We start from the raw sequence: 25320 nt of genomic DNA, 5'->3' as shown, positions 1-25320 counted from the left end.
GATTCAAAGCCCCCCGGCTTTACTCGATGCTCAATAGTCACGTCGATCGAGCAAAGCCTGGGCGACGCTCGCGACATCGGCGTACTCGATCTCGCTGCCAAGCGGCAGGCCACGGGCGAGACGGCTGACCTTGATTCCCCGCGCGTGGAGCATCTCGGCGAGGTAGTGCGCCGTCACCTCACCTTCCTGGGTGAGATTGGTGGCCAGGATCACCTCCTTCACCACGCCATCGCTAGCCCGCGCCAGCAGGCGATCGAAAGCGAGTTCCCGCGGCCCAATGCCGTCGAGCGGCGAAAGCCGGCCCATCAGCACGTAATAGAGCCCCCGGTAGGCCTGGCTTTGTTCGACGACATTTACGTCGGCAGGCATCTCGACGACGCACAGCTGCGTGGGATCGCGTTGCGGTGAGAGGCAGCGATCGCAGATCTCGGCTTCGGTAAAGTTGTTGCATCGGGCACAGGGGTGCAGAGTCTGCAAAGCGCGCGACAATGCAGCAGCGAGACGCTCGGCACCACGACGCTCATGCTGCAGCAGATGATAGGCCATGCGCTGGGCGGATTTAGGCCCCACCCCCGGCAAGCAGCGCAGGGCGATGATGAGTTCGTCCAGCGCAGAAACCGTGGTCATCAATGCAGATGGCGCGGCATGGCTTCCTCTTCGGCCTCGGGCAGCTCGGCATGCACCGGCTCGCCCTCGGGGTTCGGATACAGCGGCGCGCCGCAATCGTCGCAGTATTCGAGCGGAAAGCGATGGTCGAGCACCATCACCTCGCGCACCCCGGCCTCGCGCAGCACCGCCTCGATCTGCCCGGGAAGATCGACGGCCTCGTCTTCGTGTTCGAGTAGCGGCCAGACCACCCCATGGATCACCTCGACCGTATCGCCGAGGGTGAAGCCGATCCGGTATTCCTCCAACTGGCGATCATAGTAGGGTGCCACGACCGCACGCAGGTTGGCCGCCGGCACGTTCAGTGTCGTCTGCAGGAAAGCGACCGCCGAGCGCAACGAATAGGGACGGGAAGCGCGGTCGGCTTCGCGGATCGCGGCATGGAAGGATTGCGGCAGCAGCGCATCGAACGCGCAAGCCGGCAAGAGGCCGCGCAGCACCTCGCCACCTTGGTTGCGCCATTGTTTGAGCGCCTCGTTACGGCTGCCGTCGGTTTCCTGCCAGCGGAACAGCGGCGCGCCTGACGCAGCGCAGACGACGCCGATCAGGTAACGGGTGTCGGAGAGGAAATTCATCGTCTCGGGCATTTGCACCGGATCGAGCCGGGTGTCGCGTCCATGCAGCGCGGCCTTGGCGAGCTTCTCCCTCAGCGCGGCCGTCTCGCAATAGCTTTGTGGCAACTGATCGGGACTGAACATGAAGTCCGCCAGCCCGAAATGCACATCGGCGGCAAAGACATGAGCCTGCAGCTGGACACGCAACATCGCCAGCAGCTCGGCGTTGATCGTCCCCGAGGGAATCGCATAGCGGGACCAGGCCAGCACCGGCGCGGCGAAAAGCAACACGTCCTGACCGGCACCACTGCCGGCCAGCGGATGGTGATGCGATTCGGCACAGCTTTCCACCAAGTCGGCGAGCTCGTCGTAGGCGCGCCCGCCGCTGGCATAAAGATGGTCGAGCGCGGCATTCAGCGCCGCTTCGTCCTGGCCGCGCAACAGGCGATCGATGATGCCCTGCAGACGATGCTCCCAAAAGGCGTCTTCCAGGCGGCTGCCGGACAGGCTCAATTGGGTCGCGCAGTGGATCAGCGCCTCGGTATCGGGCGTTTGCTTGGTGCGGCGGGCGAAGCGGGAACGTTTCATGGCAAGCGGAAAAAGTTTCGCAGCGATGGCTGCACTGGTGCGCGGATTTTATCAGTTCGAAAACCCTGGCCGGGCTGATGAAAATTCGGCGCTGGCTAAACGGCACCTCTCGCTTGCCTGCACCGCTCAACAGAGACTCAGGCCCCGAAGCAAATCCCGCTCGATATCGGCGACGGCCTCGAGGCCGACGGCGACGCGCACCAACCCTTCGGTGATTCCGGCCGAGGCGCGCGCCTCTGGGGTGAGCCGGCCATGCGTGGTGGTCGCCGGATGGGTGATCGTCGTCTTCACATCGCCGAGGTTCGCGGTGATCGACAGCAGCCGACAATGATCGATGACGCGCCAGGCGGCTTCGCGCCCACCTTTCACCTCGAAGGAGACGATCGCACCCCCCGCCGCTTGCTGGCGCATGGCCAGCGCGTGCTGAGGATGAGAAGGTAAACCAGGATAGAACACGCGTTCGATCGCGGTATGAGCCTCCAAACGCCGCGCCAGCTCCAGTGCGTGGGCGGATTGCGCCTCGACGCGGAGTTTCAACGTCTCGAGCCCCTTCAGGATCACCCAGGCATTGAACGGCGACAGCGTCGGCCCGGCAGTGCGCATGAACTTGAAGATCTCCTCGATCAGCGCTTTCGGCCCGCAGATCGCGCCGCCGAGCACCCTGCCCTGCCCGTCGAGATGCTTGGTCGCGGAGTGGATCACCAAATCGGCACCGAATTCGATCGGTCGCTGCAGCGCCGGCGTGCAAAAGCAATTATCGACCGCCAACAGCGCGCCGGCTTCGTGCGCCAGGCGGGCGAGTCGGGCGATATCCTGCACTTCGGTGAGTGGATTCGACGGTGTTTCGATGAATATCAGCTTCGTATTCGGTTTGAGTGCCTTGGCAAAATCGTCGGGGTCGCAACCGGACACGAAACTCGTTGTCACGCCGAATTTCGGCAGGATCGTAGCGAACAATGTCTGGCTCGCGCCGAAGATGCCGCGCGCGGCGACGATGTGATCGCCGCTTTGTAGCAGCGCCATCGCGGTGGCGAGGATCGCCGCCATGCCGCTCGCCGTCGCGATGCAGGCATCGGCGCCCTCCAGCGCGGCGAGGCGCTCCTGGAACAGCGTGACGGTCGGATTGGTGAAACGCGAATAAATGAACCCTTCCCGCTCGCCGGAGAACAGCGCTGCCGCCTCGGCGGCGTTGGAGAACACGAAGCTCGAGGTGAGATACAGCGCCTCGGAATGCTCGCCGAATTGGCTGCGTTCCTGGCCGGTGCGGATCGCCAGCGTCTCGAAGTGGTAAGACTGATCGTTGCTCATTCGTTGGGCGGAGAAACGAGGTTGAGATCGAGCTGACTGCCGCCTCCTTCGTCGCGCGCCGGGCGGCCGTGCGCGGCCTCGATGCTGTCGAGGTATTCGCTGCTGACGTCGCCGGTGATGTAATGGCCATCGAAGCAGGAGCAGTCGAACTGGGTGAGCGCCGGATTCAACGAGCGCACGGCTTCGCGCAGGGCGTCGAGATCCTGGTAGATCAGCGCATCGGCGCCGATTTCCTGGCAGATTTCCTCGTCGTTGCGGTAAGCGGCGATCAGCTCGGCGCGCGTTGGCATGTCGATGCCATAGACGTTGGCGTAACGCACCGGCGGGCTGGCCGAAGCGAAATAGACCCGCTTTGCGCCCGCCTCGCGCGCCATCATGATGATTTCGCGGCTGGTGGTGCCGCGCACGATCGAATCATCGACCAGCAGCACGTTCTTGCCGCGGAACTCCGAGACGATGGCATTGAGCTTCTGGCGCACGGATTTCTTGCGCGTCGCCTGGCCGGGCATGATGAAGGTGCGGCCAATGTAGCGGTTCTTGACGAAGCCCTCGCGGTAAGGGACGCCAAGGCGGGTAGCGAGCTCGAGCGCCGCCGGACGACTCGAATCGGGAATCGGGATCACCGTGTCGATCGCCAGATGCGGCATCGTGTGACGGATCTTGTCGGCCAGCGCGACGCCCATATTGACCCGCGCCGCATACACTGACACACCATCGATCAGCGAATCGGGCCGCGCCAGATAGACGTATTCGAACATGCAGGGCGCATGAATGGTCTTTTCCGCGCACTGCCGGCTGAGGAACTGACCGCGCGTGTCGATCAAGACTGCTTCACCCGGCTCGACATCGCGCAGGAATTTGAAGCCGAGCGTATCGAGCGCGACGCTTTCGGAGGCCACCAGGTATTCCGTGCCGGCAGGAGTCTCGTTCTTGCCGATCACCAGCGGGCGGATGCCGTAGGGGTCGCGAAAAGCCAGCAATCCGTAGCCGGCGACCATCGCCACCACCGCGTAGGCACCGCGCACGCGTTTGTGCGTTCCGGCCACTGCCTTGAAGAGGGTTTCGGCATCGACCTGGTATTTCGTCGTCGCCGCCTGCAGTTCGTGGGCGAGGACGTTGAGCAGCACCTCGGAATCCGAGTTGGTGTTGATGTGGCGCAGATCCTGCAAGAACATGTCGCGCTTGAGCTGCTCGGCATTGGTCAAATTACCGTTGTGGGCGAGCATCAGGCCGAACGGCGAATTGACGTAGAAGGGTTGCGACTCGGCGGCATTGTAGGCCGAGCCCGCGGTCGGATAGCGGCAGTGGGCGATGCCCCAGTTGCCGGTCAGATCGCGCATGTTGCGGGTGCGGAACACGTCACGCACCAGCCCCGGCCCTTTGTGCATGTGGAAGCGTCCGCCCTCTGCAGTGGCGATGCCGGCCGCATCCTGGCCGCGGTGTTGCAGCACCTGGAGACCGTCATAGAGCAACTGATTGACTGGCGTGGTCGCGACTACGCCGAGAATGCCGCACATCGTTTCACCCCAACGCGCATGACGGGCACTGTCGCCCGCGGAGGATGGAATACCCATGCGCAAACACCCGCCCACATCCTGTAGGGGCGGGTCTTGTGCCCGCCCGATGGGCGGGTCTTGTGCCCGCCCGATGGCCGAGATGACGAGTAGGCACAAGGCCTACCCCTACGGCGTGTGCGCGGCTTTCGCCGCGAGGGTGATCTTCCGGTCGAGTCACGAACGTCGAAGACATGGCTGATCGTATTTCACGCTATCGGTAATGGATTCGTTTCGCCAGCTCCGTCGGCAGCCAGGGCTTGGTCGCCAGCACCCCCGTCTCCAGTGGCGGCGCGAACATCGCCTGTCGCCACCAGGATTGCTGTGGCACAGGCGTCAGACCCGCCAATAGCACCAGTATCAGCAGGATCGTAACGCCGCGCAAGGCGCCGAACAGGGCCCCCAGGAACCGATCCAAGGGCTGCAAGCCGGTGGCCTTGAGCAAGAGGCCGATCAACCAGCGCAACAGCGCGAATGCGATCAGCACGGAGATGAAGACGGTAATGAAACCTGCCAGCGGTCGCCATAGCGGATCTGACAGTTCCGCGAGCAGATGATCCCCCACCGGCTGTGCCCAGAGCCGCGCCGCCAAAAAGGCCACCACCCAGGCCAGCAACGCGAGAATTTCGCTGATCAGGCCCCGGCTGAAGCCCAACGCCAGTGAGACGCCGAGGACGGCCAGCACGCAATAGTCGAACGCTGTCATCGGCCGGATTCGCTGTCACGATTTTTTGGCCACCGGGCCATCGATACCGATCGTCTTGATACGCGCCCTCGCCTTCTCGGCAGCATCCTGACTGGGAAAAGGTCCTGCCCGAACACGCGTGCGTGGGCCGTTCGGGGTATCGACCTTCTCGGTGTAGGCCGGCAACCCCATTTCTTTGAGCTTCGCCAGTAGATTCTTGACACGCCCCATCTCGGCATACGCACCCAGCTGGACTTCCCACGACTCTCCGCCGACTGGGGATTTCACCTCGGCCTTGGGCTCGGTCTTGGCGGGCGGCTTCGGCTCGACGGCGGCAGGGGCTGCCACTGATTTATTCTCGGCTTTGGTTTCCGGCAGGTGGCCATTTTCGGCTTTCGCTGCCGCCTTGTCTGCCGATTCCGCCGCGGGCTTCGCTTCCGATTTCGGCTCCGGCTTGGCGATGGGTTTGGCTTCCGTCCTGGCGATGGGTTTTTCCGTGCCGGCCATCTTCCGGTCAGCGCCTTCGTCCGGACTCGGGATGCGAACCTGGAGATCCTTGAGCGGCGGTGCCGGTTGGTGGTCCATCACCATCGGCAGCACGATGGCCGCGAACAGCGCCACCGCCACGGCGCCGATCAGGCGCCGTCGGGCACGCTTCTTGAGCAGCATGATCTCGTCCGGCTGCACCTGTGCATCCAACTGTCTGTTCTCTTGCGCCATCTCAGCCACCGCCGCGATTCAGGGAACGCATCACCCCCGCCACCGTCAGGAATGATCCTAAGGCCAAAATTCTATCATCGGCGCTGGCGTTCTCCTGCGCGTGGCGCAGCGCTGCCTCGGGAGAAACGAAGGTCGGTGCCTTGCCGTCTGCGCCGAGTTTTTCGATGATTGCGGCCAGCTGCGCCGCAGACGCCGCGCGCGGCACCGGCAGGTCGCAGGGCAGCCAGCGATCGACCCGGTGACGCATCGCCCCGACGACGCCGGCAATGTCCTTGTCGGCCATCATGCCGAAGACGGCCCAGGTCGTGCGGGCGCATCCCATGTTGCCGAGGTTGCGGGCAAGCTCGGCTGCCGCCTGGGGATTATGGGCGACATCGAGAACGAGCTGCGGTCGCCCAGGCAGCACCTGGCAGCGCCCCGCCAATTCGACTTCCGCCAGCCCGCGGCGGATGTCTTGGGCGGCGACCGGCAAATGCTCATCGAGCGCATCGAGCGCGGCGATCGCGCAGGCCGCGTTGCTCAATTGGCATTCGCCGCGCAAGGCAGGATGGGCCAGACCACCAAGCCGCCGCCCCGTGAGGTTCCAAAATTGCCACTGGTTTTCTTGACGTAGATAACCGAAATCACGGCCGAGGCAGCGAAACTCGGCGCTGGCGGCACGGCAGGCTTCGACCAATCCGGCCGGTGGATCGTCATCGCCACAGATCAGCGGCCGGCCGGGACGGCAGATACCGGCCTTCTCGCAACCGATGTGCTCGCGCGTCGGCCCGAGATAGTCGGTGTGATCCAGCGCGATGCTGGTGACGACCGCGCAGTCGGCATCATAGATGTTCGTCGCGTCGAGCCGCCCCCCCAGGCCCACCTCGAGGATGATCGCATCGGGGCGGGCGGCCGCGAACATCTCCCAGGCGGCCAGCGTGCCGAATTCGAAATAGGTGAGCGGCACTTCTCCGCGCGCCGCCTCGACGCGCGTAAATGCCGCGCAGAAGGCGGCATCACTCGCTGGCAGGCCGTCGATGCGCACCCGTTCGTTGTAGGTGATCAGGTGCGGCGAGGTATAGGTGCCGACCCGGTAGCCGGCGGACATCAGGATGCGCTCGAGCAGCGCACAGGTCGAACCCTTGCCGTTGGTGCCGCCGACGGTGATCACCGGGCAGAACGGTCGCTGGCCGAGCGCTTGGGAAACGCGCCGTACTCGATCGAGGCCGAGCTCGATGCCCGCCTGCCCTTTCGGGTGCAGGCTTTCCAGGTAGGCGAGCCAGTCGGCCAGACTGTGCGGCGACATCAGGCCGCAGGGATCCTCTGCAGCAACGTGAGCACCGCAGCGAGCTTCTCGCGCATTTCGCGTCGATCGACGATCATGTCGATGGCGCCCTTCACCAGCAGGAACTCGGCGCGCTGGAAGCCTTCCGGCAGCTTCTCGCGCACCGTCTGTTCGATCACGCGTGGACCGGCGAAGCCGATCAAGGCGCCCGGCTCGGCCATCACCACGTCGCCGACGAAGGCGAAGGAGGCTGAGACACCGCCCATGGTCGGATCGGTGAGAATGGTGACGAACGGCAGCTGCTGACGCGCCAACCTCGTCACCGCTGCGGTGGTCTTGCTCATCTGCATCAACGAGAACAGGCCTTCCTGCATGCGGGCGCCGCCGGACGCGGTGATGCAGACGAACGGCAGCTGATGCTCGACGGCGACATTCACGCCGCGCACGAAGCGCTCGCCGACCACCGAGCCCATCGAGCCGCCCATGAAATCGAATTCGAAACAGGCCACCACGAGCGGCAGATGCTTCACTGCACCCTGCATCACGACCAGCGCGTCGGTCTCGCCGCTTTCTTCATGGGCCGCAGCCAGCCGCTCCGGATAGCGTTTGCTGTCCTTGAATTTCAGCACGTCGAGCGGCACGACCTCACTGCCGATCTCATGGCGCCCTTCCGGGTCGAGCAGCAGGTCGAGGCGCGCACGCGCCCTGAGGCGATGATGATGGCCGCATTTCGGGCAGACGCTGAGATTCTGTTCGAGGTCGGTCGCATAGAGCACCGCCTCACAGGCTGCGCATTTGCGCCACAATCCTTCGGGAATCGAACGGCGAGCCCCTTCGGCGCGCTTGATCTTCGGTGGCAGCAGCTTTTGCAACCAGCTCATCCCTGCGTCTCCCCTGACGTCGCATCCATCGCGGCGCGCACCTCGCGCAAAAAGGCCGTCACCCTTGCTGGTGCTTCTTCCGCCGGCCCTCGTTCGATCAACTCGATGATCCGGCTGCCGATCACCACCGCATCGGCGACACGTGCGATACGTGCGGCGGAGGCGGCATCGCGGACGCCAAAGCCGACGCCGACTGGCATACCCACTTTTTCGCGGATCAGCGGGATACGCCGGGCGACCTCGTCGAGATCGATCGCCGCCGAACCCGTCACGCCCTTCAGCGAGACGTAGTAGATGTAACCGCTGCCCACCTCGGCAACCTCGGTGATCCGTTTCGCGTCGGAAGTCGGCGCCAGCAGGAAGATCGGATCGATGCCATGCTGCTGCAAAGCGTCGGCAAACCCCGCGCATTCCTCGGGCGGATAATCGACCGTCAGCACGCCATCGACACCGGCTGCCGCCGCATCGCGGACAAATGCTTCGAGGCCATAGGCCTCGATTGGATTGGCATAGCCCATCAGCACGATGGGCGTAATCGCATCGGCCTTGCGGAATTCACGCACCATGCCGAGCACGAGATGCAAGCTGACGCCATAGGAAAGGGCGCGCTCCGAGGCACGCTGGATCGTCGGGCCGTCGGCCATCGGGTCGGAAAACGGCACGCCGAGCTCGATGATGTCGGCACCGCCGGCGATAAGCGCATGCATCAGCGGCAGCGTCAGCCCGGGCCCGGGATCACCCGCGGTGATGAAGGGAATCAGCGCCTTGCGACCTTCTGCCGCAAGCCGGGCGAATGTGGCAGCAATGCGCGACATCAGGCCGCCACCCGCTCGGTATCGAATGAATGACGGATACCCAACAAACCGTCGATCGACAGATCTTCGTCGATCAAAGGCCAGTGGATGCCGTAACCCGACGGACTGACCTCGAACACTGCCAAACTTTCGGCGCTGGCCGTCTTGAGCCGCGGTGACAGCTCGCGTATGGCAAAGCGCATAGGGCGGCCATCGATGTTCAGCATGAGGAAATCATCGACGATGCGTGCGTCCCGGACTTCGTGCCATTTAGCCATTTCCCCTCTCCTGCTGGAAAATTTGCCAACGTTCGGCAATGTACTCGAAATGATCGAAGATCAACTTACGAATCTCGCGCAGATCGCGCGGGCCAAGGCCATGGACGAATGCAGGTCTGATCTCGTACTCGTCGGGCAATAACCAGAATTTGCATTCCATCTCTCCCTTGCGCGCATGTACATGCATTGGCTCGCAGCCTTCATTGGCATAAAGCATAAAAGAACAACCGCCAACCAAGCATCTGCAAAATGGTTGGCATTCAGAACCTTATCCCGGCGCGTTCGGCCACCGTGTGCAAGTCCTTGTCGCCACGGCCGGACAGGTTGACGAGCAGGATGCGGTCCTTCGGCAGGCCGCGCGCGGCTTTCGCCGCGTAGGCGAGCGCATGGCTCGACTCCAGTGCCGGGATGATGCCCTCGTAGCGACACAGGTCGTGAAACGCAGCCAGTGCTTCCTCGTCCGTGACGGTCACATACTCGGCCCTGCCGCTGTCCTTGAGCCAGGCGTGCTCGGGGCCGACGCCCGGATAGTCCAGGCCGGCGGAAATCGAGTGCGTCTCGATGATCTGGCCATTGTCGTCCTGCAACAGATAGGTGCGGTTGCCGTGCAAAACCCCCGGGCGGCCGGCGGTCAATGACGCGGCATGGTGGCCGGTCTCGATCCCCAGGCCGGCAGCTTCGACGCCGACCAGCTTGACCTTTTCATTGGGGAGGTAGTCGTAAAAGATGCCCATCGCATTGGAACCGCCGCCCACGCAGGCGATCACCTGGTCAGGTTGCCGCCCCGCAAGCCGAGGCATTTGCGCGATGCACTCCTTGCCGATCACCGACTGGAAGTCGCGCACCATCATCGGATAGGGATGCGGACCTGCCACCGTGCCGATGATGTAGAAGGTGTTCTCGACATTCGTGACCCAATCGCGCATCGCCTCGTTGAGCGCATCCTTGAGCGTCTTCGAGCCGGACTCGACCGGTACGACCGTCGCGCCGAGCACTTTCATCCGATAAACGTTGGCCGACTGACGCTTGACGTCTTCCGAGCCCATGTAGACGACGCATTCCATGCCATAGCGTGCGGCAACGGTGGCCGTCGCGACGCCGTGCATGCCTGCGCCGGTCTCGGCGATCACGCGCCGCTTGCCCATGCGGCGCGCCAGCAATGCCTGGCCGATGCCGTTGTTGATCTTGTGTGCGCCGGTGTGGTTGAGATCTTCGCGCTTGAGATAGATCTGTGCGCCGCCGAGCGCCTGCGACCAGCGCCGCGCATAGTAGATCGGGCTTGGGCGACCGACATAATGCGTCAGTTCCTGCTCGAATTCGGCGCGGAAGGCGGGATCGTTGCGCGCATCCTCGTAGGCCGCCGCCAGCTCGGTGAGTGCAGGAATCAGCGTCTCGGCGACGAAGATGCCGCCGTATCTGCCGAAATGGCCCCGCTCATCGGGCAAACTGTACTCGTTTTGCGTCATCTGCCATTCTCACTGCCGCCATGAAGGCGGCGATTTTCGTCGCATCCTTGATGCCCTTGGAGCGTTCTACGCCGCTGCTGACATCCACTGCCCAAGGCCGAATCCTGACCAGCGCATCGCCGACATTGCCCGCGTGGAGCCCACCCGACAGAATGATCGGCAGCGGCAGGTTTTCAGGGATCAGCGACCAGTCGAAGGTTTGCCCGCTGCCGCCATAGCCGCTGCTCCAGGCATCGAGCAGCAATCCTTGGGCGGTCGGGAAAGCGCCGGCGAATTCTAGCAGATCGACCTCCGGCTTGACCCGCACCGCCTTGAGATACGGGCGGGCGAACTGCTGACAATAAGCGGCATCCTCGTCGCCATGGAACTGCAACAGATCGAGCGGCACCTGGGCGAGCGTTTCCCGGACGAGGGCGGGCTCGGCATTCACGAACAGGCCGACCCGGGTGACGAATGGCGGCACCAGCCGCGAGAGCCTGGCAGCCGTTTCGACCGGTAGATGGCGTGGACTGGGGGGATAAAAGACGAAACCGACGGCATCGGCGCCGGCCGCCACTACGGCGGCGAGATCTTCTTCCCGCGTGATGCCGCAGATCTTGACGCGCGTGCGCTGCATGGGCTCATCCAAGGGGCAGACAGGGAAGCGCCATGATACGTCCCTGCTGCGGCAATCCCCAAGCCTCGTCGTATTCGACCCCCGTCAGATACAGGCCATCGGGCGCGTAAGTCGGCGCACCCAGACGCCGGTCGCGCGCTTCGAGCAGGCGCACGAAATCGTCCGGGCTCATCCTGCCCACGCCGACATGGACCAGCGCGCCCACCAGATTGCGCACCATGTGATGCAGGAAAGCATTCGCGCAGCAGTCGAACACGATCAGATCGCCCTGCCGCTCGATGTCGAAACGATACAGGGTTTTGACGGGCGATTTCGCCTGGCAGCCGGCGGCTCGGAATGACGAGAAATCGTGTTCTCCGATCAAGCAGGCGGAGGCAGCCCGCATCGCAGGTAGATCCAAGGGTCGATGGCACCACCCGACGCGGCCGGCCAAAAGGCCGGGCCGCTCAGGCCGATTGAGCAGCAGATAGCGATAGCTGCGTGCCCGCGCGGCAAAGCGTGCATGAAAATCCGCGCCGACCGGTACGGCCCAGCGCACAGCGACTTCTCGCGGCAAATGCGCATTCGCGCCGCGTACCCAGGCCGTCAGGGGTCTGGAAACAGCGACATCGAAATGTACCAGCTGGGCGGTCGCATGCACGCCGGCGTCGGTGCGGCCGGCACATACGACACGAACACGATGGCCGGCAACGGCAGCGAGCGCGGCCTCCAACGCATCCTGGACCGTATTGCCCCCCGCTTGCGACTGCCAACCCAAGAATCGAGAGCCGTCGTATTCCAGACCGAGCGCGATTCTCATGCGTAGCGCATCAGGAGCGAAAGGCAGCCGGCGACGAACAGCATCAAGGCGCAATCGATGGCGCGAAAGCGCGGCATCGTCAATGTCAGGGTGGAGGGCAGCCCGCTTGCGCCGATGTCTGACGGCATCAGCCATTCCCGCCACGGCATGGCGCGTTGCCGCTCAACCGTATCGAGCACCAGCATCAGCCTGACGACCGTCTTCTCGCGCCAGGCGAAGGGGGTCAGAAGCCAATGCAGTCCGGCGAGCAGTCCTGTTGTTCCCAGTTGCCGATGCAGCAGGGCGAGACTCGCCAAGAGCGTGAGCAGTCGACCGATCTGCTCCGCCCCTCGTCTGAGTCCTTCATGAGTGAGGCCGAGCGTTCCGGCCATTCCAGGTAGATATTCGCCGGGGGTGAAGAAAAGGTAGAGCATCAGCAGCGAGAGCAGCAGCCAGCGGGTGCGGCGCAGCAGCGCACGGGTGCGGTCGGAGGCCAGCACGATGGCCAGCGCGATGCAAGCAGCCGCCACGGCGGCCAGCCAGATAACGCTCAGCCACTGCAGCGCAAATGCGAAAGCCAGCCAGGCCAGCAACAGCGAGGCGGGATGGAACATGGCGCGTCTTGACATCCGCAGACAAGTAATGTCGGAACCCTCTCAGGTGTCCGGCATGCGTGTTGCCGCTCAGCTTGCGCTCAACTGCTCCAGCTTGGCCTTGGCTTGCGCCTGCTGGGATGGCGAGCCTTCGTTGAGGACCTCGTTCAGGAGCTCGCGCGCGCCCTCCAAATCGCCCATTTCCTCATAAGCCTGCGCCAGCTCCAGCTTCGTGGCCGCCTCGGCATTGTCGGGCTCGGCTTCCTGTGGTGCGACAGGAGCAGCAACAGATTGCGCCTCGGCCGCCAGCGACGGCTCTGGTATGGAACCCAGGGGTAGCTTGTCGGTCGGCACTTCTTCGAGGTCGAGATCGAAATCCAGCTTCAGATCACCGATGCCCGGCAACGGCGATGGTTCCGCTGGCGTTTCCGCATGCGGGACCGAAACGGCAGATAGATCCGCTGAAGAGGGCTCAGCCGGGGGGCCAGACTCGGTATCGGTCGCCGGATTCAGATCGAAATCGAAATCGATGTCGACGGGTTGTTCGGCAGCGGCAGTTTTCTCTGCGGCTTCGGCGGTTTCCTCGACCGGGGAGCCGATGTCCAGTTCGAAATCGAGAACCGGAGGATTTTCCTTCGCGACAGCCTCGGCTTCTTCCACCGCGCCCACCACAGCCGCCTCGGCTTCAGGTGAGCCGAGGTCGAAATCGAAATCGAGCACCACTCCGGTCTCTTCGGCGGGCACCTTAGCCAGTCGAGCTTGACCCGGTTCGCTGCCTGCTGGCTCAACCTCGGCGGGCGAGCCAAGATCCAGATCGAACTCCAGCGAGGGAATGTTTTCGACGGCGGCTGTTTCCGGTGCCTGCGGGGCTAAAGCTTCCTGTTTGGAGACTCCAACCGCTGCAGGCTCGGGCTGGATCGGCTCGGGCTGGATCGATTCGACGGTCGGTGCGGGCTCGACCCTGTCGATTGCCGCAGCAGGCTTGACTGCCTCGGTCGCCGTCGGGCCCACGGCAAAAATGCCGCCAAACAAGCCCAGCGAATGCGCCATGGTAACGACTTTTTCCCAATCCGGGCCATGGCCTTTGTCGAGTTCGTGGAGTTTCGCGGCGACCGCCTCGAATTGGGCGAGATTCTCCTGCTTGGCATACAGCTCGAGCAGTTTCATGTGAATTGCCGACCGGCCGGGGTCCTTGACGAGGCCAGCCTGCAGCACTTCCTCGGCCTGACGGTCGCGCCCATAGGCCATCAGCACCTCGGCCTCGGCCACCGGATCGACGATCTCCTCACTCGTCAGCAGGCCGCCTTCGCTGAATTCGCCCTGGATCGAGAGTTCACCACTTTCGAAGCCGGGAGCAAGCACGCTCTGCGGCGCGGCCTCGACCGGGGCGGGAGTCGGCGCTGGCGCAACGGCAGCCGCTGGAGAAGTTTTTTCAGCCGCTGCCTTCTTACGGCGCCAGGAGGCATAGCCCAGATAACCGAGCAGCAGGGCAATCAGGCCACCACCGCCATAGACGATCTCGGGGTTTTCCTCGACGAAGCTGAGTTCGGCTTCTGGTGGTGGCAAAGCCGGCTTCTTCGCAGCAGGCGGCGGTACAGCGGGTTTGGCCGTCTGGCTTGAAATGTCGGCCGGGGCTGCAGGCACCGCGGCCCCAGGTGCAGTATCAGTCGGCTTGGCAGGGACCGATTCCGTGGCTGCTGCTGGTTTGGCTTCCTCGGCTTTCGACGCGGACGCTTCACTCTTCGCCGGCTCAACGGGTTTCGCCTTGGGAGCCGGTTGGGCGGCCGTATTCTGCTGTTGGAGTGCGGCCCCCGCCTCGCTCTTGATCTCAATGAGTTTCTTGAGGTTCTCGATATTTTTTTCAAGCAATGCGATGCGTTCAGACGCTTCACGCAACGCCTTGTCGCGGGCGATCAGATCCTCTTCGAGGCTTCTGCCGCTCGCAGCCTGTTTAGCTTTCGCCGGTTCGGTGCGCGAGACTTCCAGCTTATCCTTGACCGGCGGCGGAGGCGTCTTGTCCTCGACCTCGGGCTTGATCGTACCACTCACCTGCTGAGGCGGAACGGCCGCAGCCACCGGCGCTGCCGCCACCGCTCCTGCGAGCCGACGCCGATATGCGGCGAATTCAGTGGTCTGCTCGATCACCAGCTTGCGCGCCGTGGCTGGATCGACCCTGGCGACCTCATCGGCTGCCGGAATGCGCAAAATCTTGCCCGCACGCAGGCGGTTCATGTTGCCGCCATCGAAGGCATCCCGGTTGTTGTCCAACAATGCGACCAGCATCTGATCGAGCGTGACCGATTCCGGCCGCGTCTCCCGGGCAATCTTGCTCAGCGTATCTCCGGGCTTGACCCGATATTCGCTGCTGGCGGGCGCTCCTGCCACGACGGTGGGTGACACCGCAGGTTTGACGGCAGCAGGCGCCGGCAGGGGCTTGCTCGCCGGTGCCGTAGGCGCAACCACCGAAGCCGGCCTGGCTACCTGGAGCATTTCCGGTGGATCGAGCAGGAAGGTGTATTCCCTGATCACCCGACCGGAACCCCAGCTCAGCTCGACGAGAAAATGCAGGAAGGGTTCGGTGACCGGACGAACCGTCGTCAGCTTCAAAACCGGCTGACCGCTCGCCGACTTGTCGATCCTGATCTGCAAGTCCGCGAGCACCGGCAAGTAGTCGATACCTGCTTCCTTGAACGCTTCCGGCGAAGCGATTCGGGCCGACATCGAACCCAGTTCGGCAGGCGTCGCATTCAAAGCGACTTCGGCATTCAACTGCTGGCCGATTCCGGAATAGACACTCAACGGCCCGAGTCCAGCGGCCTGTGCACCGAAGGCGCCGGCAAGGAGCATGGCCATCAGGGACGCTTTGAAGATCGACGCTCTGGGTGATTTATTCACGATTGACCCCGCCCGGGAGAGATAACCCAGTATTCAAAATAACATCATGCACTTAATGGCGCAAGCTCGACTTGTACTTCATATGCCGGATACGTGCTCAGGCGAGCAAAATCCGCAACATCCTGCGTAGGGGTTCGGCGGCGCCCCACAACAGCTGGTCGCCACAGGTAAATGCGCCGAGGTATTCCGGCCCCATCGCCAGTTTGTGCAGACGGCCCACCGGCACGGTCAACGTGCCAGTCACTGCAGCGGGTGTCAGCTCCCGCTCGGTGATTTCGCGCTCGTTGGCTACCACCTTCACCCAATCGTTGCCTTTGGCGATGATGTCCGCGAGTTCGTCGAGCGGCACATCTTTTTTGAGTTTGATGGTCAGCCCCTGCGAGTGGCAGCGCATCGCACCGACGCGCACGCAGATGCCATCGATCGGGATGCTGCCCGGCGAGCGAAACGGTGGACGGCCGAGGATTTTGTTGCATTCTGCCCCGCCCTTCCACTCTTCCTTCGACTGGCCGTGCTCGACCGGTACGTCGATCCAGGGAATCACACTGCCAGCGAGCGGCACGCCACGAAAGTTCTTGGTCGGAAATGTCGCCGAGCGCATCGTCTCGGCGACCTTACGATCGATGTCGAGAATGGCGGAAGCGGGATCGGCGAGTTCCGCTTTCACCGCCTCGTGCAGCATACCCATCTGCGCCAAAAGCTCGCGCATGTTCTGCGCGCCAGCGCCAGAAGCCGCCTGATAGGTCATCGCCGAGACCCACTCGACCAGATCGTGATGGAACAGCCCACCCAGTCCCATCAGCATCAACGACACCGTGCAGTTGCCGCCGATGTAATTCTTGATGCCTTTCGCCAGCCCCGCCTCGATGACGTCTAGATTGACCGGATCGAGGATGATGATCGCATCATCGGCCATGCGGAGGGAGGATGCAGCGTCGATCCAGTAACCATTCCAGCCCGCGGCACGCAGGGGAGCGAACACCTCCTTCGTGTACTCACCACCCTGACAGCTGATGATGATGTCCATCTGCCGCAAGGCGGCGATGTCACGGGCATCCTTGAGCGGCGCGCCGCCGGCCTCCGCCGGCCCTTGGCCGCCGACGTTCGAGGTGGTGAAAAAAACCGGTTCGATCAGGGCGAAATCGCCTTCTTCGCGCATGCGGCTCATCAGCACCGAGCCGACCATGCCGCGCCAACCCACCAAACCTACTTTCTTCATGATCCGCGTTCCTCTCGTCGATCAAAGCGCCGCGAGCACCGCGTCGCCCATTTCCTTTGTGCCGACCTTCCGGGTGCCCGGCTCGAAGATATCGGCAGTGCGCAGCCCCTGGGCCAGTACCCGCTTCACCGCATTCTCGATCCGGCAGGCCGCTTCTTCGTTACTGAACGTATAGCGCAACATCATCGCAGCCGAGAGGATCGTCGCCAGCGGGTTGGCCAACCCCTTGCCAGCAATGTCCGGCGCCGAACCATGGCAGGGTTCGTAGAGCCCCTTGTTTTTTTCGTCCAGCGATGCCGAGGGCAGCATGCCGATCGAACCCGTCAGCATCGCGGCTTCGTCCGAGAGAATGTCGCCGAACATGTTGCCGGTGACCATCACGTCGAATTGTTTGGGGTTTTTCACCAGCTGCATCGCGGCATTGTCGACGAGCATGTGCGACAGCTCGACATCAGGATATTCGCGTGCCGTCTCGGTCACCACGTCGCGCCACAGCTGCGTGCATTCGAGCACGTTCATCTTGTCGACCGAACAGACGCGGCGATTGCGCTTGCGCGCCGCCTCGCAGGCCACACGGGCGATGCGGCGGATCTCGCTCTCGGCATAGATCATCGTGTTGAAACCGACCCGCTGCTCTTCGCCATCGACGTTGCGCTTCTCGATTCCCCGTGGCTGACCGAAGTAGATGTCGCCGGTCAGTTCGCGCACGATCAGGATGTCGAGGCCGGCCACGATCTCGGGTTTGAGCGTCGAGGCATTGGCAAGCTCCGGGTAGAGCACTGCCGGGCGCAGATTGGCGAACAGGCCAAGCTCTTTGCGGATGCCCAAGAGACCGCGTTCGGGTCGCTGTTCGCGCGGGTTGCCGTCCCATTTTGGGCCGCCGACGGCGCCGAGCAGTACGGCATCGGCCTCGCGCGCGAGCTTCCGTGTCGCCTCGGGATAAGGGTCACCGGTTGCATCAACGGCACAACCGCCCAAGAGCCCCTCTTCCATTTCGAATTTCAGGTCGAGTGCCTCGAGAACGCGCACCGCCTCGGCGGTGATTTCCGGCCCGATGCCATCACCGGGCAATACGAGGATTTTCATCAGGATTCCTATTGACTGAATTACTTGACGGCTCTTTGAATCGCTTCGCCACCCTTCTCGATATCCTTGCCGATCCCATGGACGGTGTTGCAACCGGTGAGAAACAACACGATGGCGAACAAACCCAGCAATTTCTTCATGTTCGTCTCCAAAAAAGAAAAATTATCGCATGACAGCACTATGGAAGCAGCGAGATTCCGGCGAGGTCAGTTCTTGCTCGGATGGTAATGGCTCAAAGCCTCCGGTAACCAACGCTCGATTTGCCTGATCCGCGTTTCGTCTGCCGGATGGGTCGAGAGCCATTCCGGAAGCTTCGACTTTCCTTTCGCCTGCGCCGCCATCCGCTGCCACAACGCCAGCGCGGCACGCGGATCGTAGCCCGCCTTGGCCATGTAGATCAGCCCCATGCGGTCGGCCTCGGATTCGTGCAAGCGTGAATAGGGGAGCAGGAAACCGACCGCCGCGCCCGCGCCGAGCAAGCCGGCATAAAGATCGCGGCGCGACGAATCGCTGGTGGCCATCACCGTGGCGACGGTCAGTCCGGCGACCACCATTTCCTGGCTGAGGCGCTCTCCGCCGTGGCGTGCAATCGCATGGGCGACTTCGTGCGCGATCACCGCCGCGAGGCCGGCATCGTCCTGCGCCACCGGCAGCAGGCCGGTATAAACGGCGACCTTGCCGCCGGGCAGACAGAAGGCATTGACGGTCTTGTCGTTCTCGATCACCTTGAATTCCCACTGATAATCCGTGCGGCCGGTCGCGGCGGCGATGCGGCGGCCGATACGTTGCACACGATCGTTGATGAGCGGATCGGTGTTGAGCTTTTCCCTTTCGAGGATCTCCCTGAAGCTCGTCAGCCCCATGCGGATTTCCTGCTGCTCCGAAACCATCAGCAACTGCGAGCGGCCAGTGACCGGTACGGTGCTGCAGCCGGTCTGCAGGAGAAAAACGGCCGCCAGCGACAGAAGCAATGCCTTGCTCTTCATTTTTCTTTCAGCGGTGTGAGCGATTGCGCTGACAAGCCGCGCCAGACCAACAGCCAGCCGCAGGCGGCAAACAGCGCCCCGAGCGTATAGGTCATGCCGGCGCCGAGAGGATCCCATGCCTGGCCGCTGACCAGGCCGCCCACCATGCCGCCGGCACCGAACGAAATACTGCCATAAACGCCCTGGACGCGCGCCTGCTGCGAAGGTTCGAACCAACGGATCAGCACCGCCATCGCCGCTGCGTGGTAGGCGCCGAAGGTCGCACCATGGAGCAGCTGGGCGAACAGCAGCGCCACTGGATAATCCGCCGCCCAGCCGATCAGCAGGAAGCGCAGCACAGCCAAGGCAAAACTCGCCAACAGGATGGCACGCAGCGAAACATGGCCCATCAGGCGTGGCATGTTCATGAAGACGACGATCTCGGCGATCACGCCGAGCGACCAAAGCATGCCGATCGACAGCTTGTCGTAGCCATGCGCGACGAGATGGATCGAGTAGAACACATAAAGCGGCCCATGTGCGACCGACATGAAAAAGCACGCGGCCAAGAGCGCCAGCACCGCAGGCCGACGCAAGCGCGCGCCGATCGGAGGTGCCGTGCCACGAGCGCCGAGTTTCGTTTCTTCGAGCGTCATGGCGCTGGCCAGCACGCTGGCAAGGATCGCCAAACAGGCCCAGAGGATCGTGCCGATCGGCAGGTGATCGAGCAATGCGCCCAAGCCCAGCACGCTGGCGATGAAACCGATCGACCCCCACAAGCGGATCCTGCCGTAACGCTCGGTCTGCCCGGCGAGCCGGTCGAGGGTCATCGCTTCGACGAGGGGCAATGCGGCACTCCAGAAGAACCAGACGAGCGCCATCGCGGCAAACAGCACGGCCAGATCGCGGGACAGGAAGAAAGCAACGAAACCGATGAGTGCGCCGAACGCGGCGAGCTTGATCACCGCGGCGCGCACGCCGAGATGATCGGCAAGCCATCCCCAAAGATTCGGCGCCACGAGGCGCATCACCTGCGGCACGGACATCAGCATGCCGATCTCGCTGGCCGGCAGGCCGACATCCTGGAGATAGAGTGTGAAATACGGCGCAAACGCCCCGACGAAGGAGAAATAAAAGAAATACCAAACGGCCAGCCGAGTAAGCTGCTGACGATCTGGCTCGGGCGAGTGGCCGTGCTGGCCTATGGTCAAGCGCAGTGTTTCTGACCGATGCGGTAAGCCATCAGCAACTGGTAGATCTCGTCTTTGAGCCTGACGCGCTCTTTCTTCATGTCTTCGAGCGTGAAGTCGGCCACCGGCATGTCATGCTCCTCGAGATCCTCGACCTTGCCGGTCAGGCGGTGGTAGCGGGCGCAAAGGGCAGCGAAGAAACCGCTTTCGGCCTTCATCGTGTCGATGGCGTCGCGCAGTTCCGGAAACTCGCTGTAGAGATCGTGATGGTCGACGTGCATGGCTGTATTCTTCCCTGTTTGTCGTGTTATCGAAATGGGCCGGATTCTAACAGGCCGAGTCCGATCCAGCCGGTGGCGCCTGGCCGGGAATCGCCGCCGTCGGGCAATGCACATCGGCGCATTGCGCCCGATCGAGCAGCGCGGCATCGATCAGCACCAGCGCGAGCATGGCCTCGGCGATCGGCGTGGCACGGATACCGACACAGGGATCGTGACGTCCTTCGGTGGATACCATCACCGGCCGACCGTCGATGTCGATCGAGCGGCGCGGAATGCGAATGCTCGAGGTCGGCTTGATGGCGATGGAGACGCGCACCTCCTGGCCGGTGGAAATGCCGCCCAGGATGCCGCCAGCGTGATTGGAGAGGAACCCCTGTGGCGTCAGTTCGTCGCCATGCTCGCTGCCACGCTGGGCAACGCTTCGGAAGCCGGCGCCGATTTCCACCCCCTTGACCGCATTGATGCCCATCATCGCATAGGCGATCCGCGCATCGAGCCGGTCATAGACCGGATCGCCCCAGCCCGGCGGCACGCCGCTGGCCACGACCTCGATCTTGGCGCCGACCGAATCGCCCTCCTTGCGCAGTCGATCCATATAAGCCTCGAGCTCCGGCACGATCGCGGCGTTCGGCGCAAAGAAGGGATTACGGTCGATCTCCGCGGCATCGACGAAAGGAATCTCGATCGGCCCGAGCTGGCTCATCCAGCCGCGGATCGACACGCCGAAACGTTCCTTCAGCCATTTCTTCGCGATCGCGCCGGCGGCGACGCGCACCGCCGTCTCTCGCGCGGAAGAGCGCCCACCACCGCGATAGTCGCGGATGCCGTATTTCTGCCAGTACGTGTAGTCGGCATGACCCGGCCGGAAAGTCCGCGCGATGCTGCCGTAGTCCTTACTGCGCTGATCGGTATTGCGGATCAGGAGCGCGATCGGCGTGCCCGTGGTCTTGCCCTCGAAGACGCCGGAGAGAATCTCGACTTCATCGGCTTCGCGTCGCTGCGTGACATGACGCGAGGTGCCAGGCTTGCGGCGATCGAGCTCGACCTGGATGTCGCCGGCAGACAGTTCGAGCCCCGGGGGGCAGCCATCGACGACGCAACCGATCGCCGGCCCGTGCGATTCGCCGAACGAGGTGACGGAAAACAGCGTGCCGAGGGTATTGCCGGGCATCAGAATACGGTATCAGGACAGGAGGCGAAAAGGGCCATGCAGTCTAGCATCGCTCAACCGCAGCGTTCGAGCAAGGATTTCTTGCCCGGCTTGCCGCGCCATTCGTCCGCATCCGGCAAGGGCGCCTTGCGCTCGACGATCGGCGGCCACTGCTTGGCCAGCTCTGCGTTCAACGCGACGAATTCGCGTTGCTCGTCCGGCACGTCGTCCTCGGCGAAAATCGCCTCGGCCGGACACTCCGGCACGCACAAGGTGCAGTCGATGCACTCGTCCGGATCGATGACGAGGAAATTCGGCCCCTCGCGGAAACAATCGACCGGGCAGACATCGACGCAGTCCGTATATTTGCACTTGATGCAGTTTTCCGTCACGACGTAGGTCATCTTCGCCCTCCTTCACAACTGCTTTCGTTAAGTATAGCCGCGGCATGCCGTCCCGCCAGCGCCGGCTCGACGAGAAAAGCCGGTGCCCGGCGGGACGCTCTCATTTCCCCGCCAGCGTCGGCTCGACGAGAAAAGCCGGTGCCCGGCGGGACGCTCTCATTTCCCCGCCAGCGCCGGCTCGACGAGAAAAGCCGGTGCCCGGCGGGACGCTCTCATTTCCCCGCCAGCACCGAGTTTCAGCCCTTATCGACGTAAGGGTTCTTGCTGCTCTTGAACTGGATGCGCAAGGGTGTGCCCTGCAGCCCGAACGCCTCGACGAAAGCATGCTCGAGATAGCGCACGTAGGCCGGCGGTACGTGCTCGAGCGCATTGCCGTGAATCACGACCACGGGCGGATTACTGCCACCCTGATGGGCATAGCGCAGCTTCGGGCGCACGTTGCCATGTCGCGGCGGCGCCTGCTTTTGCACGGCGTCGAGCAGCACGCGCGTCAGCTTCGGAGTGGGCAGCTTGGCCATCGCGGCGGCGTAAGCCAAGGCGACCGACTGTAGCAGACCCGCCACACCCTGTCCTTTGAGCGCCGAGATGTAATGCACGCGCGCAAAGCCAAGGAAATTGAGTTTGCGCTGGATGTCCCGCTTGACCTGCTCGCGACGATAGGCATCGACGGCATCCCACTTGTTGACCGCCAGCACCAGCGCGCGACCGGCATCACAGCAAAAACCGGCGATGTGTGCATCCTGGTCGGAGATGTTCTGGCTCGCATCGACCATCAGCACCACGACATTGGCGGCCTCGATCGCCTGCAGCGTCTTGACCACCGAAAACTTTTCGATGGCCTCGAACACCTTGCCCTTACGGCGCAGGCCCGCCGTGTCGATCAGCGTGTAGCGCCGGCCATTCTTCTCGAACGGCGTGGCGATCGCATCGCGCGTCGTGCCCGGCTGGTCAAAGGCGATCATGCGCTCCTCGCCGAGCAGGGTGTTGACCAGCGTGCTCTTGCCGACATTGGGCCGGCCGACGATCGCCACACGTGGCCCGGTCTCTTCCGGCGCTTCTTCGGCTGCCTCGGGAAAGCGAGCCAGCACCAGCTCCAGCAGCTCGCGCACCCCTTCGCCGTGCGCGGCGGAGATGACATAGGGTTCTCCACAGCCGAGTTCGTGGAATTCCGCCGCGACGACATCGCGGTCCATGCCCTCGGCCTTGTTGACGACCAGATACACAGGGCGGCCCGAACGACGCAGTCGCTCGGCGATCACCTTGTCCTGCGGCGTGAGTCCCGTGCGCACATCGACGATGAACAACAGCGCATCGGCTTCGGCGATCGCCGCCTCGGCCTGGCGCGCCATTTCATAAACCAGCCCCTCCTTCGCCTGCGGCTCGAAACCACCGGTATCGATGACCAGAAAGGGGCGTTTGCCGAGCCGGCCTTGGCCATAGTGGCGATCGCGTGTCAGCCCAGGTTGATCGGCGACCAGCGCCGCCCGCGACTTGGTCAGCCGGTTGAACAGCGTGGATTTGCCGACATTGGGACGGCCGACGAGCGCGAGCGTGGGAATCATCAACGCAAAGCGAAGGCGAAGATGCCGCCGTTTCTGGTCTGCACGACGAAATTCTCGGCCGCCATGCGCCGCAGCGGCGCCAGCAGGGGCGAGCCATCGGTCGAGCTGCGCGCGAGAAAGCTGCCGTCGTCCTCGGCGAGCACGTGCAGATAACCCTCGAAATCACCGACGACGACCTTGCGGTCCAGCGCCAGCGGGCGGCCGACACCGCGCAGGCGCAGCTTGTCCTGCTTCCATAGCGTGGCACCGCCGTTGCGTTCGAAGGCATGCACGACGCCCTTTTCATCCGTGACGAAGATGGCCCGCTGGCCGATGTCGAGACCTGCCACCGAGGAGATGTCGCGGGCCCAGAGCTGCCGGCCATTGTCGCTGTCGAAACAGGCCAGCCGTCCCTGATAGGCGACGGCACAGACGGTAGCCATTTCGACCACCGGATCGCTGGCGACATCGGCGATGCGCTCGAGTTCGGTCGTGCCACGCGGCAGCGCTACCGTGGATTCCCACAGCGCCGCACCATTGCCACGCGCGATCGCGACCAGCTTGCCGCCGGGGAAACCGGCAAAGACGGCCTTGTCGGTCAGCACGACGCCCGCCGTGGAGCGCAGCACCAGCGTGGGCAGAGGCCGCTGATACAGCCAGCGGCGGAGGCCAGAGGCCGCATCGAAGGCGAAGATGTGCGCGTCGGCGCTGCGCACGACGACGAGATCGCCGGCCAGTGCCGGGGAGGCAAGGATTTCGGAACTGACCTGCGCCTGCCAGGCCAACTTGCCATCTCGAGCATGGAAGGCAAGCACCTCCCCTTTCGGAGTGCCGACCACCACCAGCTGGTCGCTGGCGCCGACACCGCCGGAGAGCGGCTTGCCAGTCTCGATCCTCCAGACCTGGCGGCCGGCGTCGAAGCGCGCCAGCGTGCCGTCACGCGCTGCGGCATAGACGCTTTCGCCGACCACGGCCGGCGTCAGCGCATATTCCCCGGCCTTGCCGATGCTCGCCTGCCAGAGACGGCCGATCTCGGCCTGCGGCTGGATGACCGGCAGCGGCGCGGGCTTGGCCTTCGGCACCGACTTGCTGAAGGGATTGATCGCATCGACGGTGTCGCTCAAGGCGGCGCAGCCGGCCAGCAGCACGGTGGCGCACGACAACAGCAGTGCGGAGAACCTCATGAGCTCACCCCGATCGCGTCGCGCTTGTCCTTCAGGATGTCGAGGTACGTTCCGGGCGGCAAACCCTCGGCCTTGCGGTCGGCTTCGAGCGCCTTGATCGCTTCCTCGTAGGCGTTGCGGGCCTCAGCGGCCTTGCCCTGGGCGGCGAGGATGTCGCCGCGCACTTCGAGAAAGCGCATCATCAGATTCGGCGTTGGCGGCACGGCAAGGAGCTTCAATGCCTCGTCGAACGACTTTTCCTCGGCCAGCACGATGGCCTGCCGAAGCCGCGCGAGATCACGCGTGCCCTGATCCGTCGCATGTTCCGCCGCCCAGCCGTACTGGGCCTGGGCCGATTTCAGATCGCCGGTCTCGGCCAGCACCTTGCCGGCGACCATCGCCGCCATGCCGGCATAGGCCGTGCCGGCATGCTTGTCGACGAGTTCGCCGGCCAAGAGGCGCACGCGTTTGACATCCTGCTGCGCCAGCGCCTGCTGCAGATTGCCAAATAGCTGCGCGGCCTTGGCGGCCTCGTTGCGTTGCCACCATTGCCAGACCTGCCAGCCGACCACGGCGACGGCGAAAGCGACCACCACCGAGGTGACCAACGTGCCGTGCAGCTTCCACCAGGTCTTCAGCTCTTCAATCTGTTCCTGTTCTTCGAGATCGTAGGTTGCCATGC

At 63.6% G+C, this 25320-nt stretch carries 27 protein-coding genes; all 27 read right to left on the bottom strand.

The window, feature by feature from the left end:
- Nucleotides 1-30: 30 nt before the first annotated feature.
- Entirely contained in the window at nt 31-627 is a 597-nt protein-coding gene (gene recR / locus EL335_RS05080) for a recombination mediator RecR (protein ID WP_126444717.1), read from the bottom strand.
- Entirely contained in the window at nt 627-1808 is a 1182-nt protein-coding gene (locus EL335_RS05075) for a DUF2863 family protein (RefSeq protein WP_126444715.1), read from the bottom strand. Before EL335_RS05075 ends, recR begins: the two co-directional genes overlap by 1 nt.
- Nucleotides 1809-1934: 126 nt before the next feature.
- A complete protein-coding gene (locus tag EL335_RS05070) occupies nt 1935-3116 on the bottom strand; it encodes an O-succinylhomoserine sulfhydrylase (RefSeq protein ID WP_126444713.1) in 1182 nt (393 codons plus the stop codon).
- The gene (gene purF / locus EL335_RS05065) at nt 3113-4633 is read right to left on the bottom strand and encodes an amidophosphoribosyltransferase (RefSeq protein ID WP_126447698.1); all 1521 of its coding nucleotides are present in this window, start codon (nt 4631-4633) and stop codon (nt 3113-3115) included. The genes EL335_RS05070 and purF overlap by 4 nt, the downstream gene beginning before the upstream one ends.
- Nucleotides 4634-4883: 250 nt before the next feature.
- Nucleotides 4884-5375 (bottom strand): CvpA family protein, encoded by a 492-nt coding sequence (locus EL335_RS05060; RefSeq protein WP_126444711.1) that lies wholly within the window; start codon nt 5373-5375, stop codon nt 4884-4886.
- A gap of 15 nt (nt 5376-5390) precedes the next feature.
- On the bottom strand, nt 5391-6074 hold the full coding sequence (locus EL335_RS05055) for an SPOR domain-containing protein (RefSeq protein ID WP_126444709.1): 684 nt from the start codon (nt 6072-6074) through the stop codon (nt 5391-5393).
- Between the two features lies 1 nt (nt 6075).
- The gene (gene folC, locus EL335_RS05050) at nt 6076-7359 is read right to left on the bottom strand and encodes a bifunctional tetrahydrofolate synthase/dihydrofolate synthase (protein ID WP_284155456.1); all 1284 of its coding nucleotides are present in this window, start codon (nt 7357-7359) and stop codon (nt 6076-6078) included.
- Complete coding sequence (gene accD, locus EL335_RS05045) at nt 7359-8219, bottom strand: acetyl-CoA carboxylase, carboxyltransferase subunit beta (protein ID WP_126444705.1); 861 nt, start codon at nt 8217-8219, stop codon at nt 7359-7361. The genes folC and accD overlap by 1 nt, the downstream gene beginning before the upstream one ends.
- Nucleotides 8216-9034 (bottom strand): tryptophan synthase subunit alpha, encoded by an 819-nt coding sequence (trpA, locus tag EL335_RS05040; protein ID WP_126444703.1) that lies wholly within the window; start codon nt 9032-9034, stop codon nt 8216-8218. The genes accD and trpA overlap by 4 nt, the downstream gene beginning before the upstream one ends.
- Nucleotides 9034-9291: a DUF2442 domain-containing protein gene (locus EL335_RS05035; protein ID WP_126444701.1), complete on the bottom strand. Its 258-nt coding sequence runs from the start codon at nt 9289-9291 to the stop codon at nt 9034-9036. Before EL335_RS05035 ends, trpA begins: the two co-directional genes overlap by 1 nt.
- Nucleotides 9284-9508, bottom strand: coding sequence for a DUF4160 domain-containing protein (locus EL335_RS05030; RefSeq protein ID WP_284155455.1), 225 nt, complete (start codon nt 9506-9508; stop codon nt 9284-9286). Before EL335_RS05030 ends, EL335_RS05035 begins: the two co-directional genes overlap by 8 nt.
- 43 nt (nt 9509-9551) lie before the next feature.
- Nucleotides 9552-10757: a tryptophan synthase subunit beta gene (trpB, locus tag EL335_RS05025; protein WP_126444699.1), complete on the bottom strand. Its 1206-nt coding sequence runs from the start codon at nt 10755-10757 to the stop codon at nt 9552-9554.
- Nucleotides 10726-11373: a phosphoribosylanthranilate isomerase gene (locus EL335_RS05020; RefSeq protein ID WP_126444698.1), complete on the bottom strand. Its 648-nt coding sequence runs from the start codon at nt 11371-11373 to the stop codon at nt 10726-10728. Before EL335_RS05020 ends, trpB begins: the two co-directional genes overlap by 32 nt.
- A 4-nt stretch (nt 11374-11377) precedes the next feature.
- A complete protein-coding gene (truA, locus tag EL335_RS05015; RefSeq protein ID WP_126444696.1) occupies nt 11378-12172 on the bottom strand; it encodes a tRNA pseudouridine(38-40) synthase TruA in 795 nt (264 codons plus the stop codon).
- On the bottom strand, nt 12169-12765 hold the full coding sequence (locus tag EL335_RS05010; protein ID WP_172600037.1) for a CbiQ family ECF transporter T component: 597 nt from the start codon (nt 12763-12765) through the stop codon (nt 12169-12171). Before EL335_RS05010 ends, truA begins: the two co-directional genes overlap by 4 nt.
- Nucleotides 12766-12834: 69 nt before the next feature.
- Complete coding sequence (locus tag EL335_RS05005) at nt 12835-15597, bottom strand: motility hub landmark protein FimV (RefSeq protein WP_126444692.1); 2763 nt, start codon at nt 15595-15597, stop codon at nt 12835-12837.
- Between the two features lie 139 nt (nt 15598-15736).
- Nucleotides 15737-16858, bottom strand: coding sequence for an aspartate-semialdehyde dehydrogenase (gene asd, locus EL335_RS05000; RefSeq protein ID WP_126444690.1), 1122 nt, complete (start codon nt 16856-16858; stop codon nt 15737-15739).
- Nucleotides 16859-16879: 21 nt separating this feature from the next.
- Nucleotides 16880-17944 (bottom strand): 3-isopropylmalate dehydrogenase, encoded by a 1065-nt coding sequence (gene leuB, locus EL335_RS04995; protein WP_126444688.1) that lies wholly within the window; start codon nt 17942-17944, stop codon nt 16880-16882.
- Between the two features lie 20 nt (nt 17945-17964).
- The gene (locus tag EL335_RS04990) at nt 17965-18084 is read right to left on the bottom strand and encodes an entericidin A/B family lipoprotein (RefSeq protein ID WP_126444686.1); all 120 of its coding nucleotides are present in this window, start codon (nt 18082-18084) and stop codon (nt 17965-17967) included.
- A gap of 66 nt (nt 18085-18150) precedes the next feature.
- Nucleotides 18151-18930 (bottom strand): M48 family metallopeptidase, encoded by a 780-nt coding sequence (locus EL335_RS04985; RefSeq protein WP_126444684.1) that lies wholly within the window; start codon nt 18928-18930, stop codon nt 18151-18153.
- Nucleotides 18927-20120, bottom strand: a complete 1194-nt coding sequence (locus EL335_RS04980; protein ID WP_284155454.1) for an MFS transporter — start codon at nt 20118-20120, stop codon at nt 18927-18929. The genes EL335_RS04985 and EL335_RS04980 overlap by 4 nt, the downstream gene beginning before the upstream one ends.
- Nucleotides 20117-20380 carry an HP1242/YdcH family protein gene (locus EL335_RS04975; RefSeq protein ID WP_126444682.1) on the bottom strand — a complete coding sequence of 88 codons (264 nt, stop codon included), beginning with the start codon at nt 20378-20380 and terminating at the stop codon, nt 20117-20119. Before EL335_RS04975 ends, EL335_RS04980 begins: the two co-directional genes overlap by 4 nt.
- 46 nt (nt 20381-20426) lie before the next feature.
- Entirely contained in the window at nt 20427-21551 is a 1125-nt protein-coding gene (gene aroC / locus EL335_RS04970; protein WP_126444680.1) for a chorismate synthase, read from the bottom strand.
- 53 nt (nt 21552-21604) lie between these two features.
- Nucleotides 21605-21934 (bottom strand): ferredoxin FdxA, encoded by a 330-nt coding sequence (fdxA, locus tag EL335_RS04965; protein WP_126444678.1) that lies wholly within the window; start codon nt 21932-21934, stop codon nt 21605-21607.
- A 236-nt stretch (nt 21935-22170) separates the two neighbouring features.
- Nucleotides 22171-23496 (bottom strand): ribosome biogenesis GTPase Der, encoded by a 1326-nt coding sequence (gene der / locus EL335_RS04960; RefSeq protein ID WP_126444676.1) that lies wholly within the window; start codon nt 23494-23496, stop codon nt 22171-22173.
- Entirely contained in the window at nt 23496-24659 is a 1164-nt protein-coding gene (bamB, locus tag EL335_RS04955) for an outer membrane protein assembly factor BamB (protein ID WP_126444674.1), read from the bottom strand. The genes der and bamB overlap by 1 nt, the downstream gene beginning before the upstream one ends.
- Nucleotides 24656-25318 carry a tetratricopeptide repeat protein gene (locus tag EL335_RS04950; protein ID WP_126444672.1) on the bottom strand — a complete coding sequence of 221 codons (663 nt, stop codon included), beginning with the start codon at nt 25316-25318 and terminating at the stop codon, nt 24656-24658. Before EL335_RS04950 ends, bamB begins: the two co-directional genes overlap by 4 nt.
- Between the last annotated feature and the right edge of the window lie 2 nt (nt 25319-25320).

The organism is Sulfuricystis multivorans, from assembly GCF_003966565.1.
Classification (GTDB): domain Bacteria; phylum Pseudomonadota; class Gammaproteobacteria; order Burkholderiales; family Rhodocyclaceae; genus Sulfuricystis; species Sulfuricystis multivorans.
This window is presented reverse-complemented; position numbering and strand designations above follow the sequence as displayed.

Excerpts from the sequence above, each read along its gene's own strand:
- recR (WP_126444717.1), bottom strand. The coding sequence starts at position 627 with ATGACCACGGTTTCTGCGCTGGACGAACTCATCATCGCCCTGCGCTGC.
- EL335_RS05075 (WP_126444715.1), bottom strand. The coding sequence starts at position 1,808 with ATGAAACGTTCCCGCTTCGCCCGCCGCACCAAGCAAACGCCCGATACC.
- EL335_RS05070 (WP_126444713.1), bottom strand. The coding sequence starts at position 3,116 with ATGAGCAACGATCAGTCTTACCACTTCGAGACGCTGGCGATCCGCACC.
- purF (WP_126447698.1), bottom strand. The coding sequence starts at position 4,633 with ATGTGCGGCATTCTCGGCGTAGTCGCGACCACGCCAGTCAATCAGTTG.
- EL335_RS05060 (WP_126444711.1), bottom strand. The coding sequence starts at position 5,375 with ATGACAGCGTTCGACTATTGCGTGCTGGCCGTCCTCGGCGTCTCACTG.
- EL335_RS05055 (WP_126444709.1), bottom strand. The coding sequence starts at position 6,074 with ATGGCGCAAGAGAACAGACAGTTGGATGCACAGGTGCAGCCGGACGAG.
- folC (WP_284155456.1), bottom strand. The coding sequence starts at position 7,359 with ATGTCGCCGCACAGTCTGGCCGACTGGCTCGCCTACCTGGAAAGCCTG.
- accD (WP_126444705.1), bottom strand. The coding sequence starts at position 8,219 with ATGAGCTGGTTGCAAAAGCTGCTGCCACCGAAGATCAAGCGCGCCGAA.
- trpA (WP_126444703.1), bottom strand. The coding sequence starts at position 9,034 with ATGTCGCGCATTGCTGCCACATTCGCCCGGCTTGCGGCAGAAGGTCGC.
- EL335_RS05035 (WP_126444701.1), bottom strand. The coding sequence starts at position 9,291 with ATGGCTAAATGGCACGAAGTCCGGGACGCACGCATCGTCGATGATTTC.
- EL335_RS05030 (WP_284155455.1), bottom strand. The coding sequence starts at position 9,508 with ATGCTTTATGCCAATGAAGGCTGCGAGCCAATGCATGTACATGCGCGC.
- trpB (WP_126444699.1), bottom strand. The coding sequence starts at position 10,757 with ATGACGCAAAACGAGTACAGTTTGCCCGATGAGCGGGGCCATTTCGGC.
- EL335_RS05020 (WP_126444698.1), bottom strand. The coding sequence starts at position 11,373 with ATGCAGCGCACGCGCGTCAAGATCTGCGGCATCACGCGGGAAGAAGAT.
- truA (WP_126444696.1), bottom strand. The coding sequence starts at position 12,172 with ATGAGAATCGCGCTCGGTCTGGAATACGACGGCTCTCGATTCTTGGGT.
- EL335_RS05010 (WP_172600037.1), bottom strand. The coding sequence starts at position 12,765 with ATGTTCCATCCCGCCTCGCTGTTGCTGGCCTGGCTGGCTTTCGCATTT.
- EL335_RS05005 (WP_126444692.1), bottom strand. The coding sequence starts at position 15,597 with ATGGCCATGCTCCTTGCCGGCGCCTTCGGTGCACAGGCCGCTGGACTC.
- asd (WP_126444690.1), bottom strand. The coding sequence starts at position 16,858 with ATGAAGAAAGTAGGTTTGGTGGGTTGGCGCGGCATGGTCGGCTCGGTG.
- leuB (WP_126444688.1), bottom strand. The coding sequence starts at position 17,944 with ATGAAAATCCTCGTATTGCCCGGTGATGGCATCGGGCCGGAAATCACC.
- EL335_RS04990 (WP_126444686.1), bottom strand. The coding sequence starts at position 18,084 with ATGAAGAAATTGCTGGGTTTGTTCGCCATCGTGTTGTTTCTCACCGGT.
- EL335_RS04985 (WP_126444684.1), bottom strand. The coding sequence starts at position 18,930 with ATGAAGAGCAAGGCATTGCTTCTGTCGCTGGCGGCCGTTTTTCTCCTG.
- EL335_RS04975 (WP_126444682.1), bottom strand. The coding sequence starts at position 20,380 with ATGCACGTCGACCATCACGATCTCTACAGCGAGTTTCCGGAACTGCGC.
- aroC (WP_126444680.1), bottom strand. The coding sequence starts at position 21,551 with ATGCCCGGCAATACCCTCGGCACGCTGTTTTCCGTCACCTCGTTCGGC.
- fdxA (WP_126444678.1), bottom strand. The coding sequence starts at position 21,934 with ATGACCTACGTCGTGACGGAAAACTGCATCAAGTGCAAATATACGGAC.
- der (WP_126444676.1), bottom strand. The coding sequence starts at position 23,496 with ATGATTCCCACGCTCGCGCTCGTCGGCCGTCCCAATGTCGGCAAATCC.
- bamB (WP_126444674.1), bottom strand. The coding sequence starts at position 24,659 with ATGAGGTTCTCCGCACTGCTGTTGTCGTGCGCCACCGTGCTGCTGGCC.
- EL335_RS04950 (WP_126444672.1), bottom strand. The coding sequence starts at position 25,318 with ATGGCAACCTACGATCTCGAAGAACAGGAACAGATTGAAGAGCTGAAG.